Genomic DNA, 12496 nt, shown 5'->3' with positions numbered 1-12496 from the left:
CCAAAAAGTAGAATTTCAAAGCAGAGAAAGCGTAAGAGAAGAACTCATTACAAAATTACTTTAGCTAAGCCTGTTAAAGATAAAGATGGAACATACAAACTTCCACACCACATCAACCCAACAACCGGTGAGTATAAATAGTAAATGATAAAGATTGCTATTGATGCAATGGGCGGGGACTTTGGTCCCAAGCCAATTGTAGAGGGCTGCATACAAGCTCTTAAGTATAAACTTTTTGTTCCTATTCTTGTAGGTAAAAAATCAGAAATTTTACCTCTGTTACCAAAACGTTATAGAGATAAGATTTCTATAGTTGAAGCTGATGACGTTATATCTATGGATGACGCCGCAACAGATGCTGTAAAAAGAAAAGAGAGCTCTATCTACAAAGCTATTGAGCTGGTAAAAAATGGTGAAGCACAGGGTGTTGTTTCCGCTGGACATAGCGGGGCTACCATGACTTTGGCTACTCTTAGACTCGGTCGTTTAAAAGGTGTATTAAGACCTGCACTTGTGGCTTTAATGCCTACAAAAAGCAGCAGAAAATCTGTAATACTAGATGTCGGAGCAAATGTCGACTCTAAAGCCGAACATCTGCTTCAGTTTGCTGTGATGGGCGGATGCTATGCAGAGGATATGTTTAAAGTATCAACTCCATCAATCGGTCTTTTAGCAAACGGAGAAGAGAAGAGCAAGGGCAACGATGTCACAAAGGCAGCCTTTAAACTGCTTGATGGTTACAAGGGATTTAAAGGAAACGTTGAGGGTAGTGATATTTTCAACGCAACTTGCGACGTTATCGTATGTGATGGTTTTATCGGAAACTTGGTGCTAAAAGCATCTGAGGGCGTTGCATCAACGATTAGCGGACTTATAAAAGAGTATATTAGAAAATCGCCAATTGCAATTACTGGGGCTCTTCTTATGAGAAAAGTATTTAAACTCTTAAAGAAGCAGATGAGTTATGAAGAGATAGGCGGAGCTCCGCTTATCGGTATTCAAGGTTGTGTTATAGTTAGCCATGGAAAAAGTACTCCAAAAGCTATAAAAAATGCAATCTTTCAAGCTATAAACTATGTTGATACCGGTGTTAACGGGCATATAGTTCAAAGACTTGAAGCACTGAAAAACAAGGAAGTTTAATGGCATATGCGGCATTTCGCTCTATAGGTGCTTATGTTCCTAGCAAGATTCTCTCAAACGAAGAGCTGTCAAAAATGGTAGATACTTCAGATGAGTGGATAACAAAACGAACAGGCATAAAAGAGAGACATATCGCCGCAGCTGATGAGTTTACCAGCGACATGGGTGCCAAAGCCGCTAAGCTTGCCATTGAGAGAAGCGGTTTAAAGAAGAGCGAAATAGATATGATTGTCTGCGCTACCATCTCGCCTGACTACTTCTGTATGCCATCAACAGCTACTATTATAAGCACAAAATTGGGTCTTGGAAATATTACGGCTTTTGATATCTCTGCTGCATGTACAGGATTTGTCTATATTCTCTCGATTGCAAAAGCGTTTATTGAGTCAGGTATGAAAAAAAATATTCTTATCATAGGCGCAGAAAAACTCTCAGCTATTACAGACTATAGCGACAGAGGTACATGTATCCTTTTTGGTGATGGTGCCGGTGCTGCGGTTATAAGTGCGACAGAGAACAAAGAAGAAGCAATCATAGATATTCATACAGGTTCAGACGGAGAGTTTGCAGATCTCTTAATGACGCCAAACGGCGGAAGCGGCTCCGCGCACGATGCTCTCGAGCAGGAAGCTACAAGCTGTTTTATGCAGATGAGGGGAAATGAGACTTTTAAGGTTGCGGTTAAAACTCTTACAAAAGATGTTATCGACATACTTAGAGAGAACAGTATTCAAAGTTCTGATATTAAGCACTTTGTACCGCACCAAGCCAACTATAGAATTATAAAAGCCGTAGGCGATGCCCTAAAGCTTAAAGATGAGCAGGTTGTGCTTACAGTTGAGAAGTATGGAAATACTTCAGGCGCTTCTATACCGATGGCAATAAATGATATTTACGAGAGCGGAAGACTCCAAGCTGGAGAGCTGATGTTGCTCGATGCTTTTGGCGGCGGACTTACATGGGGGAGCGCACTCGTTCCTTTTGCACCATTTAAAAAATAACTCTTTTGCCAGATTTCTTCGTTGAAATTTGGTTTTCTTTCGTCACATACTTTAAGTATGCTCCTCAATAAAACAAAACTTCGCCTCGAACTATGACAAAATAGAGAATTTTAATTATTAAAAGACTTTATACAATTCTTTTATTTTCTAAAGCCCTTTTAACTATTTTAAAAAACTCCTCTTCATCAGGAAGATGCAGATTTGCTTCTCTTAGTTTCTCTCCCCACATCGGGTTTGGAAAATAGCTGTCATTCTCAAATCTTGCCATAACATGTATATGAACGCGCGGGAGCATATTTGCAAAGGACGCCATATTGATTTTTTTAGGGTTGTAGTACTCTCTCATTTCACGCTCTATTATGTCATAAACTTCCCAAAGTCTGGTGCGCAACTCTTTTGGAACATCGCCTAGCTCTCTGTATGGCTCTTTTGTAAAAATTTTGAGCCACGGTATTTCGCTCGGCTCTTTTTCTATAAAGAGCTCACTATCTTCATAAACAATCATATTTTCTCTTTTTGGCAAATTATATCAGATTTATCTGCAGCGCTCTCGCTTTATTTAGAGCAATTTTTGCATAAATTTGCTAACCTTTTAAAAAAAAGGATTTACAGTGCTGCTTTTACAGATAGATTTTCCATACAACGGTCCAACAGGTGATGAGATGGCAGAGGGATTTAAAGATCTGGCATACTCTATTGCTAAAGAGAACGGTTTGATCTGGAAAATATGGACTGAGAATAAAGAGACAAAAGAGGCGGGTGGGGTATATATGTTTGAAAATCTGCCTGATTTACAGAGATATCTTGATATGCATACAAAAAGACTCGAGAGCTTCGGTGTAACAGATATTAGAGCAAAGATTTTTGGGGTTAATGAAAAACTCTCAGCAATTACGAAAGCACCGCTGTAGAGCAGAAGAAGCCCGAAAATTATCTCGGGCTTGTTTGTAGTTTTAGTCTCTAGTTCTTGTGCGGTTTCTATCTCCGCTTGGACGACTTCTCTCACCGCTAGAGCTGTTTCCACGGTAACCGCCGCCGCTTGGACGAGAGCTTCTGTCTCCGCCTTCGCTTGAACGTGGTCTATCGCCACTTCCAGAACGATTTCTATCTCCGCTTCCGCTTGAACGGCTTCTGTTTCCACGGAAACCACCGCGTCCACCTTTTGTATCTCTTCTGTTGGCAGCTCTCTCTAGTATCGCAGCCAGTTTATCAGCAGGAATACCGATAATATTTGGACCGGCAATAGTCTGTTTGTCCAAGATCATAGAGACAAGCTTAAACATAATTGTCTCTTCATCTATATCTTGCTTTAGTAGATCAAGAATTTGATGTGCTTCATCGTAGATTTTTTGATCTTCTATATTTGTAACGATTGACTTTAGATTTATTGCTCTTAAGTCATTCTTGCTTGGAACATAAGCATGCGTCATAGTAGTTCCAACTTTTGCTTTTATTCGTTGAAGCTCTTTAAACTCTAGAGGAGTTAAAAGCGTGATTGCTTTTCCTTTTGTTCCTGCACGGCCTGTTCTTCCGATTCTATGAACGTAAGACTCAGGGTCAAAAGGGATATGGTAGTTGAAAACATGCGAGATGTTATCTACGTGGATACCGCGAGCGGCAACATCTGTAGCAACTAAAACATTTACATTGTTGTTTTTGAAACCTTTGATTACGGTTTCACGCTGGCGCTGCTCCATATCTCCATGTAGGCCATTTGCTAAATATCCCGCACTTGAGAGTACGTTTGAGAGTCTGTCAACTTCGCTTTTTGTTCTACAAAAAACAATCGCTTTCTTACACTCTTCAGAGTCCATAAGACGGATGATTGCATCATCTCTCTCAGACTCTTCAATTACATAGTACTCTTGGTTAATATCTGCATTTGTAGTTTCGCCCTGTGTGATACTAATAAACTCAGGATTGTCCAAAATTCTCTCAGCAAGAAGCTTGATAGGTTTTGGCATAGTAGCCGAAAATAGAAGTGTTTGACGGTTTGAAGGAAGGTAAGAGAATATTTCGTTAATATCATCTAAAAATCCCATGTCAAGCATCTCATCTGCTTCATCAAGAACGACAATGCTTGGAGCGAAATCTTTTAATAGATTCTTCTTAAGAATGTCAAGAAGTCTTCCCGGAGTTGCTACAACAACGCTTGCGCCTCTTTGTATAAGGTCGATTTGTCTGTTGTAAGAGCTACCGCCATAAACTGTAACTGTTTTAGCGCCTATGTTTCTACCGTATTTAAAAAGTTCATCACTAACTTGAGTTGCAAGTTCGCGAGTTGGAGTGATAACAAGGATGCTAACTCCGCTTCTTGGGTCTATGTTGTTAAGTGCTGGAAGACCGAATGCTGCTGTTTTACCCGTACCTGTATGTGCTTGACCGACTATATCGCGACCTTGTAGTATAAATGGTATCGCCGCAGCTTGAATAGGACTAGGGATTGTAAAACCCGCATCTTTGACACTTTGAAGTATCTCTCTTTTTAGTCCTAAATCATCAAATGTGATTGCCTCTTTTTCTGGTTGTGTTTGTGCATTTTCTTGCATCATTTTCCTTTGGATAGGAGATGATACAAGCATGTCACTAATGACAAGGCACCTTCCCCTAAAATATTTCCCGAATTATACCCAAAAATATTGTGTTTTTGATTTAAATAAATAATACAACTGATTACTTAAGTTTATACTGTGTAAAAAGCAGCTAGATATACTCTGCAAATCGTAAATTTTTTAAATTTTGGATATTATACTCTTTATGAAAATACAGACACAATACAGTTATGAAAAAACATGGAGAACAACAAATGAGGATGACCTTCTTAAGATAATAGAAGAGGAGGTTGGAGATGCAGACCCAAAAGGCACGCTTAACTATATAAAAGAGGCTATAAAAACAGGCAAGGTAATTTTGGTTGGTGGCTGCAGATTTAGAAAATTGAGTGAGGAAAAAAATGACAAATGACATAGCAAAACTCATCTTGAGGCTAAGCGTAGGAATTATGATGCTCTTTCATGGAGTCGATAAAATCATAAACGGTATAGGCGGTGTAAAATATCTCACTACTGCCTCCGGACTTCCCGAATTTATGGCTTATGGCGTATATGTAGGCGAAATTGTGATCCCGATTTTGATTTTGCTTGGAGCTTACGCCAGAGTTGCGTCTCTGTTTTTGGCGCTTAACATGGTGTTTGCAATATTCTTAGCATACTCAAATTCACTCTTTAGCCTAGGCAAACATGGAGCACCGGTTTTTGAGCTGCCATTTTTGTATCTTATAATGTCGATTCTGATTTTTATGTTTGGAAGCGGAAGGTACGCACTAAATACTAAATAGAGTTCTGCAAGAACTCTTTCGTGCTAACTCTAAGGGTGTGGCACTTTGATTTTGGAGTTCAGGCTCCAGCCTATAAGTATCATAGCGCCAAGTACCATATAGGACGATACAAACCCATAAGTCGAACCCAAATAGACAAGCCAGAGTAAAATGGCACCCAACGGAGTAGGCACACCTGTAAAGTATTTGCTTACTTCGCCGGCATCCGCATTGATGTTAAACTGGATAAGTCTTCTAAGCCCTGAAATAACATAGTAGATGCTTATAATCGCTGCCATTAAAAGTTCTATAGCTGAGAAGTGTTGAATGTAGACCGCTTGAAATATCAGAAATACCGGTACAAGAACAAAGCTTAAAAAGTCGGCAAAGCTATCAAGCTGAACTCCAAATTCATTAGATAGATTGTATTTCCTGGCAATCTTACCGTCAAAAATATCAAAAGCTCCCCCTGCCCATGTTAAAACTATAGCTGCAAAAAAATTATTTTGCGTAATAAAGTAGGTAGCTAAAAGCCCAGCCGTAATATTTGCAAAGGTAAACATATTTGCCAAATTGAAATGGGATTGGTTTATAAATAGAAATTTCATTAAGTCCCTTTTATGTAATAGTAAAATTATAGCAAACAAAAAAGAGAAAAAAGTAGTTTAAAAAAAGAGTAAGTTTCAACTTGTGATTGCAAGCATTATTGTGACGGGTGGAAATATGCAAACTTATGAAGTGTCTGTAGCCTATGACTTTAAATAGATGTTGGAAAATATAAAGATTACAGGGAAGATAAGAGCTATCTACTCTGCTTATAAACTTGCAGAGTATCAGCGATTTTAATTTTTGTGCAACATAGGTAATCAAAAAGAACTTACATCTTTTACTTATGTACAATTTTTAAATTAATAGGCGATTAACATGATATCTATTATCATTACAAAAACTAAAAAAAGAGTAGGCTGTGCCAAATAAAACAAAAAGACTAAGCGAGTGTAAAAAATCGTGCATAGTAAGAGTTGTTAAATTAAATGCAGACGCAGAACTCAAAAGAAGATTTATCTCTTTTGGGATTATGAAAGATGCTGTTGTTGAGATTTTGGAGTATGCTCCTTCAAAAAGCACCATAGAGATAAAAGTCGGCAAGATGAGAATAGCGCTTCGCGCCAAAGAAGCCGATCAGATTGAGGTTGAAAAAATATGAAAACAGCGGTAAAAAGTTGTCCGATAACGGCAAAACATATCAAGATTGCATTGGTCGGTCAGCCAAATGTAGGCAAGAGTATGCTTATCAACTCTATCTCAAATGCTCATCTGCATGTAGGAAATTTTACTGGAGTTACCGTTGAGAAAAGCGAAGTTCTATTTGATTATAAGGATTATCATTTTACCGTAGTAGATTTGCCTGGAACTTATGCTTTGAGCGACTACTCTATCGAAGAGAGAGTGACAAGTGAGTATCTTTTGAGTCAAGATTATGACCTTATCATCAATGTAGTCGATTCTACAAATTTACAAAAAAACCTCCAACTTACCGCAGAACTTATGAGTATCGGCAAAAAGATGCTGGTTGCTCTAAACATGAGCGATGAAGCGCGAAAAGAGGGGATTGAGATAGAGAGCATGTATATGTCCGAACTTCTAGGATTTTCCTGCATAAAAGTCTCCGCCGCAACAAAAGAGGGTATCGCTGAACTTATTGAAGCCATGATAGTGGAGTATGAAGCTCAAAGCATGGAGTATAAACTTATATTTAGCGAAGCGGTTGAAGAAGAGATAGCTATAATCGCTGATTACTTGGCAAAACATAAATATAAAGATGAAAATTCCTACAGAAATATCGCAATAAATCTGCTCAAAAACGATAAAAAGACCTATGCGCAACTTCACGACGAACCCATCTGGACAGAGCTGCAGCCTATTTTAATAGAAGCGGCAAAACATATAGAGCTTCATCATGATACAGGTGATATAAAAGAGGCCTTTGCCGAAGAGTATGTCTCTTTTAACCGTGGAGTCGTTGCGGAAGTTTTAAAGCAGGATAAAGAGATACAATCAAAAACTCTTACCGACAGGATTGACTCGGTACTGATTCATCACATATTTGGCATACCGATATTTCTCTTTTTTATGTGGGCACTTTTTCAGCTTACATTTGAGATAGGCTCCATTCCCATGGAGTGGATAGATGCTTTTTTTGTTTGGTTTGGGGATGCAGTCGGAGCGACCATAGCAAATGATGATGTCCGCTCTCTTGTGGTTGATGGAATTATCTCGGGAGTCGGCGCAGTTGTTCTGTTTGTCCCGAATATTGCCATACTTTTTGTCGGTATTGCGCTTTTGGAGAGTACCGGCTACATGTCAAGAGTTGCGTTTTTGCTTGATGGATTTTTCCACAAATTCGGTCTTCATGGGCAGTCATTTATCCCGCTTGTAACCGGTTTTGGTTGCTCGATTCCTGCCTACATGTCGGCGAGGATTTTAAAGAATGACCGCGACAGACTACTAACGCTTTTTATCATAGGATTTATGAGCTGCGGTGCTAGGCTCCCTGTATATGTTCTTTTTGCGGGTGCATTTTTCTCCGAATCTATGGCTGGAAATATTCTCTTTGCCATCTATATAACAGGCGCCATGCTTGGTCTTTTTGCGGCTAAAATACTGAAACTAACTGCTTTTAAAGGCATAGATGAACCGTTCGTTATGGAGATGCCAAAGTATAGACTTCCTTCACTCAAACTCATCTGGCATACGGTCGTTACAAAGACTCTTATGTATCTAAAAAAAGCGGGTACTTTTATCGCCGCTGCATCAATACTTATCTGGTTTTTAAGCAACTATCCGCACAATCAAGCGCTTGAGGAAAAGTATGCTCTTAAGATTGAAAAAGCAATAGATGAGGATGAGGTGAGGGTTCTTGAAAACAGTTTTGCAGAGGCTAATTTAGAGCAGAGTTATCTTGGTCAAATAGGTAAGTTTTCAGAGCCTGTTTTTGCACCGCTTGGGTTTGACTGGAAGATGAGCGTGGCACTTCAAACAGGACTTGCCGCAAAAGAGGTTGTCGTCTCAACACTGGGCGTTTTATATGCGCTGGGAGGGGACGTAGATGAGCAGAGTGGCTCGTTAAAAGAGATGATCTCAAAAAATATCTCATTTCCATCAGCCATCGCATTTATAGTCGTGGTCATGATATATCTTCCATGTCTGGCAGCTTCGGTTGTTTTTACGCGTGAAGCGGGAGGTATAAAGTACTTCTTTTATCTTTTGGTTTTCACATCCATAGCGGCATATTCACTGGCATTTATAGCGTTTAACGTCACTTCGATGCTATATCATTAAATATTTGCGCAATATTAACTACTTATTAGCGCATATCTGTTAGAATTCTCACATGAAAAAAATATTAATGATTGAAGATGATTTAGAATTAGCGGAGATACTAACGGAGTATCTGCAGCAGTTTGACTTTGAGATTATCACAGAAGATGACCCGTTTAAGGCAGTAAGCATATTGAAGTTGGAGCCTTTTGATCTAGTTATTTTAGACTTAACACTTCCTGGAATGGATGGATTAGAGGTTTGTGAAGCGATTCGCGAGAGACAAGATATTCCTATCATTATCTCCTCTGCCAGAAGCGATGTAACGGACAAAGTAAAAGCGCTTGAGCTGGGAGCGGATGACTACCTTCCAAAGCCTTATGATCCAAGAGAGCTCGAAGCCAGAATTCACTCCGTGCTTCGACGTTATGAGGCAAAATCTCAGCAAAAAGAGGAGTCAAAGAGCGACTTCAAATGTGATCCCTCTTCCATGATGATTACCTACAGGGGCAGAAACATAGACCTTACAAAAGCGGAATTCGGTATATTGTCTTATATGATCGCAAAACAGGGGTTGGTTGTTTCAAGAGAAGATCTGATTCATAACGTAAATGCTATAAACGAGGACTCTTCAAACAAAAGTATTGACGTAATGGTCGGCAGAATCAGAAACAAACTCGGAGACAAATCTCTTATAGAGTCGGTAAGAGGCGTTGGCTATAAGCTTCTTAAGTAGCCATTTTTCTCCTCTTGTTACAAAGTCGGAGAGAGAGTAGTGCGCCAGCATGCCGTTTTAATAACCGTACTCTTTGCACTCAGTGTTACCATAGTGAGTGTGAGTGTGGTGTTTTGGGAATTTTTTCTCCTGAACAAACAGCACTACATAGACCAGATCTTTACAAAACATGCCACAATCACCCAAATATTTCGACAGCACCAGCAGAAACAGCATCCTCAGATTATGCTTGAGGCAAATCTTGCCGTATACAACTTTGTACTAGAGAAAGACAGTGAGGCGATAAAGACTATTCTTAAAAACGCAAAAGTTTTAAAAAAGAAAGATTTTCAGAGCGTAAACTCATCTTTGACCTTTTCCCAAGGCGGATTTTTTACCAAAAAAACGGTGACAGATCTTAGCGTTTCAATGCTTGAGTTCAATAAAAAAATATACTTTTACATTAACGTACCCACCTCTTCAGTTCTTATTTTAGATGAGGAGTTAAAGCCCTATAGATACTGGAGTGTCGCATACTCCTATATGACAATCCTGCTCATCATCTCATTCTCTTTTATTTTGATTCTGCAGAGGTTAAGACCGCTTATCCGCTTAAGAAAAAAGATTGCGCTTTACGGTGATGGAAATATGAATATCTCTTTTAAGACCAAAGGGTATGATGAGATAGCACTGATCTCAAACGAGCTTGAGGCGACAAGAGAGAAGATTAACATCATCTTGGAGTCTCGAACGCTCTTTTTGCGAAATTTAATGCATGAGCTCAAAACCCCTATTGCAAAAGGAACTATTGCTACTCAAATGCTGGAGTCTCAGAAGCAAAAAGATAGATTTAGCTCAATCTTCGGGCGTTTGGAGTCTTTGGTTAACGAGTTTGCTCTTATAGAAGAGGTGACAAGTCTTGGAGATAGAACTGACTTTAAAGAGTATCGCCTTATTGATATTATAGATGGCGCGGTTGATATGGCAATGATTGATAGAAATAGCATTACAATCGATGTGGATGCCGCTTATAAAATAAATGCAAACTACAGGCTCTATACGACGGCAATTAAAAATATGATAGACAACGGTATAAAGTATTCAACCGATTCGCATGTGAAAATATTAATAAAAAACTCTGAGTTGTGTTTTGAGAGCAAAGGAGATTGCATCGCACATCCGCTTCAATATTATATAGAGCCCTTTACAAAAGATAACCCTGCAAAAAATAGTTTTGGGCTGGGTCTGTACCTTGTAGATTCTATTTTAAAAGCCCACAGACAGGTGCTTGCACATGAGTATGAGAATGGTACAAACCGCTTTATTTTTGCATAAGCTTTTAAGTGTAAACTAATGCAATGGATAAATATCTCAAGTCAAGCATATTTCTGTTTTTTGCTATATCTTTTTTCATTTTCGGATGGCTTTCGCATACCGCGTATAAGCCTATTCACAGGGTTAAAACACCCTCTCTACTGGATGAGATAAAAGAGCAAAAAATTCTTAACGTGGCACTGCTCAATTCCCCCTCTACCTACTATATAGGTCCTGATGGTCCTAAGGGCTTTGAGTATGATCTTCTTGATGCCTATTCCCAATATTTGGGTGTTGAGTTAAATATTACGGTTGCAAACACTACAAAAGAGGCGTTAGAGCTAAGTAAAAATCCAAATATTCATATAGTCTCCGCATCTTTGGCAAAAACAAAAATCAAAGAGAAAAACTTTAACTTCGGTCCATCATATTTCGAGGCACAGCAACAGGTGGTTTGCTACAGAGGGATGTTATGGCAGGGACACTTTCCAAAAAGTATCGAGGATTTAGCGGGGCTAAGAATAGTTGTGGGAGAAGATACTAGCTACAGCGAGACCATAGAGTCCCTGCGGGAGGACGGTTTTGATATAAATGCTACATATACATCCGAATTCTCAACAGAAGAGCTTTTGGCAAAAGTGGCTATCAATGAGATAGACTGCACCATTGCAGATTCAAATATATATGCTCTAAATCAGCGCTATTTTCCAAAGATAGCACTTGCCTTTTCGGTCAGCAATCGAGAGCAGCTTGCATGGATATTGGCGCAGGACTCAAAAGAGTTAAAAGATGACATGTACTCTTGGCTCAACGGATTCAACCAAAGCGGCGAGATGGCACGTTTAAAGGATCACTACTACTCTTTTGCTCTCTTTTTTGACTACTACAACACGAAGACTTTTTATGACAGAATAAAAACTAGACTTCCTAAATATAAACAGCTTTTTGAGAAGTACGGGGAGAGGTATGATATTCCATGTACGGTCTTAGCCGCACAATCTTACCAGGAGTCGCACTGGAATCCAAAAGCGAAAAGCTATACCGGAGTCAGGGGCTTGATGATGCTTACACAATCTACGGCAAGAATGGTAGGAGTTAAAAACAGGCTTGACCCGAAGCAGAGCATAGAGGGTGGAGCAAAACATTTAAAGGAGCTGCTAAAGCGTGTGCCTCCTGAAGTGAGCGGCGAGGATCGGCTAAAGTTTGCCCTTGCGTCATACAATGTAGGCTTGGGGCATATTCTTGATGCTCAGAAACTCTCAGAGAGAATGGGACTAAATAAAAATGTCTGGAGCGACCTTAAAAAAGTACTTCCCCTGCTTGCGCAAAAAAAGTACTATAAGACTTTAAAGCATGGATATGCAAGAGGAAGTGAGCCTGTGAGGTATGTTGACTCTATATATGACTACAGAGATATTTTGCAAAAAAACAGCTATGAACTACTTTTAAGCAAAGAGGAGAACGACGAAATATGAGTAAAACGGTATGAAATCATTTGATTTTTTTGATAAGCTTGAGCAAAAGAGCAAAGAAGAGTTGTTGGAGGTAGCGACTTTTATGAAAATTCCTGCCGGCATGCAGCTCTATTCTCAAGGTGATATTTGTGAGGATATTTTGTTTTTAACTAAAGGGCGCGTTCGTGTTATTAGACAGCATGAAAATGGACAAAGCGTGCTTTTGTACTAT

Annotated in this window: 15 protein-coding genes; 12 read left to right on the top strand and 3 right to left on the bottom strand. The window is 39.3% G+C overall.

Annotated elements, in window-relative coordinates; translation table 11 throughout:
* The 3 genes from rpmF to RQ763_RS04130 form a co-directional block, all read left to right on the top strand.
* Nucleotides 1-141, top strand: a 141-nt coding sequence (gene rpmF, locus RQ763_RS04140) for a 50S ribosomal protein L32 (protein WP_314151366.1), incomplete at its 5' end; no start/stop codon positions are given.
* Nucleotides 142-144: 3 nt separating this feature from the next.
* Nucleotides 145-1143, top strand: a complete 999-nt coding sequence (gene plsX / locus RQ763_RS04135; RefSeq protein ID WP_314151365.1) for a phosphate acyltransferase PlsX — start codon at nt 145-147, stop codon at nt 1141-1143.
* Nucleotides 1143-2144, top strand: a complete 1002-nt coding sequence (locus RQ763_RS04130; RefSeq protein WP_314151364.1) for a beta-ketoacyl-ACP synthase III — start codon at nt 1143-1145, stop codon at nt 2142-2144. Before plsX ends, RQ763_RS04130 begins: the two co-directional genes overlap by 1 nt.
* Before the next feature lie 127 nt (nt 2145-2271).
* Here the strand turns inward: RQ763_RS04130 and RQ763_RS04125 are convergent, their stop codons facing one another.
* Nucleotides 2272-2649, bottom strand: coding sequence for an HIT family protein (locus tag RQ763_RS04125; protein WP_314151363.1), 378 nt, complete (start codon nt 2647-2649; stop codon nt 2272-2274).
* A 106-nt stretch (nt 2650-2755) separates the two neighbouring features.
* Here RQ763_RS04125 and RQ763_RS04120 point away from each other — a divergent pair, with 106 nt between their 5' ends.
* Nucleotides 2756-3055: a monooxygenase gene (locus RQ763_RS04120; RefSeq protein ID WP_314151362.1), complete on the top strand. Its 300-nt coding sequence runs from the start codon at nt 2756-2758 to the stop codon at nt 3053-3055.
* 42 nt (nt 3056-3097) lie between these two features.
* Here the strand turns inward: RQ763_RS04120 and RQ763_RS04115 are convergent, their stop codons facing one another.
* Nucleotides 3098-4693 (bottom strand): DEAD/DEAH box helicase, encoded by a 1596-nt coding sequence (locus RQ763_RS04115; protein ID WP_314151361.1) that lies wholly within the window; start codon nt 4691-4693, stop codon nt 3098-3100.
* Between the two features lie 208 nt (nt 4694-4901).
* Here RQ763_RS04115 and RQ763_RS04110 point away from each other — a divergent pair, with 208 nt between their 5' ends.
* Nucleotides 4902-5108, top strand: a complete 207-nt coding sequence (locus tag RQ763_RS04110) for a hypothetical protein (RefSeq protein ID WP_314151360.1) — start codon at nt 4902-4904, stop codon at nt 5106-5108.
* Entirely contained in the window at nt 5098-5481 is a 384-nt protein-coding gene (locus RQ763_RS04105) for a DoxX family protein (RefSeq protein WP_314151359.1), read from the top strand. Before RQ763_RS04110 ends, RQ763_RS04105 begins: the two co-directional genes overlap by 11 nt.
* A gap of 29 nt (nt 5482-5510) precedes the next feature.
* Here RQ763_RS04105 and RQ763_RS04100 read toward each other — a convergent pair whose 3' ends face one another.
* Nucleotides 5511-6068 carry a CDP-alcohol phosphatidyltransferase family protein gene (locus RQ763_RS04100; protein WP_314151358.1) on the bottom strand — a complete coding sequence of 186 codons (558 nt, stop codon included), beginning with the start codon at nt 6066-6068 and terminating at the stop codon, nt 5511-5513.
* 359 nt (nt 6069-6427) lie between these two features.
* Between RQ763_RS04100 and RQ763_RS04095 the strand changes: the two genes are divergently transcribed.
* From RQ763_RS04095 to RQ763_RS04070, 6 genes are all read left to right on the top strand, one after another.
* Nucleotides 6428-6667: a FeoA family protein gene (locus RQ763_RS04095; protein WP_314151357.1), complete on the top strand. Its 240-nt coding sequence runs from the start codon at nt 6428-6430 to the stop codon at nt 6665-6667.
* Entirely contained in the window at nt 6664-8802 is a 2139-nt protein-coding gene (gene feoB, locus RQ763_RS04090; protein ID WP_314151356.1) for a ferrous iron transport protein B, read from the top strand. Before RQ763_RS04095 ends, feoB begins: the two co-directional genes overlap by 4 nt.
* A gap of 52 nt (nt 8803-8854) precedes the next feature.
* Entirely contained in the window at nt 8855-9517 is a 663-nt protein-coding gene (locus tag RQ763_RS04085; RefSeq protein ID WP_314151355.1) for a response regulator transcription factor, read from the top strand.
* Nucleotides 9518-9556: 39 nt separating this feature from the next.
* Nucleotides 9557-10831 (top strand): ArsS family sensor histidine kinase, encoded by a 1275-nt coding sequence (locus tag RQ763_RS04080; protein ID WP_314151354.1) that lies wholly within the window; start codon nt 9557-9559, stop codon nt 10829-10831.
* A gap of 23 nt (nt 10832-10854) precedes the next feature.
* Nucleotides 10855-12285: a membrane-bound lytic murein transglycosylase MltF gene (gene mltF / locus RQ763_RS04075; protein ID WP_314151353.1), complete on the top strand. Its 1431-nt coding sequence runs from the start codon at nt 10855-10857 to the stop codon at nt 12283-12285.
* A 10-nt stretch (nt 12286-12295) separates the two neighbouring features.
* Nucleotides 12296-12496, top strand: a 201-nt coding sequence (locus RQ763_RS04070; protein ID WP_314151352.1) for a cyclic nucleotide-binding domain-containing protein, incomplete at its 3' end; no start/stop codon positions are given.

Origin of the sequence: Sulfurimonas sp. (genome assembly GCF_032250635.1) — a bacterium.
Lineage (GTDB): Bacteria > Campylobacterota > Campylobacteria > Campylobacterales > Sulfurimonadaceae > Sulfurimonas.
This window is presented reverse-complemented; position numbering and strand designations above follow the sequence as displayed.

What these genes read in the sequence shown, in the direction of transcription:
- RQ763_RS04115 (WP_314151361.1), bottom strand. Translation starts at nt 4,693, where the DNA reads ATGCAAGAAAATGCACAAACACAACCAGAAAAAGAGGCAATCACATTT.
- RQ763_RS04130 (WP_314151364.1), top strand. Translation starts at nt 1,143, where the DNA reads ATGGCATATGCGGCATTTCGCTCTATAGGTGCTTATGTTCCTAGCAAG.
- plsX (WP_314151365.1), top strand. Translation starts at nt 145, where the DNA reads ATGATAAAGATTGCTATTGATGCAATGGGCGGGGACTTTGGTCCCAAG.
- RQ763_RS04105 (WP_314151359.1), top strand. Translation starts at nt 5,098, where the DNA reads ATGACAAATGACATAGCAAAACTCATCTTGAGGCTAAGCGTAGGAATT.
- feoB (WP_314151356.1), top strand. Translation starts at nt 6,664, where the DNA reads ATGAAAACAGCGGTAAAAAGTTGTCCGATAACGGCAAAACATATCAAG.
- RQ763_RS04100 (WP_314151358.1), bottom strand. Translation starts at nt 6,068, where the DNA reads ATGAAATTTCTATTTATAAACCAATCCCATTTCAATTTGGCAAATATG.
- RQ763_RS04110 (WP_314151360.1), top strand. Translation starts at nt 4,902, where the DNA reads ATGAAAATACAGACACAATACAGTTATGAAAAAACATGGAGAACAACA.
- mltF (WP_314151353.1), top strand. Translation starts at nt 10,855, where the DNA reads ATGGATAAATATCTCAAGTCAAGCATATTTCTGTTTTTTGCTATATCT.
- RQ763_RS04125 (WP_314151363.1), bottom strand. Translation starts at nt 2,649, where the DNA reads ATGATTGTTTATGAAGATAGTGAGCTCTTTATAGAAAAAGAGCCGAGC.
- RQ763_RS04085 (WP_314151355.1), top strand. Translation starts at nt 8,855, where the DNA reads ATGAAAAAAATATTAATGATTGAAGATGATTTAGAATTAGCGGAGATA.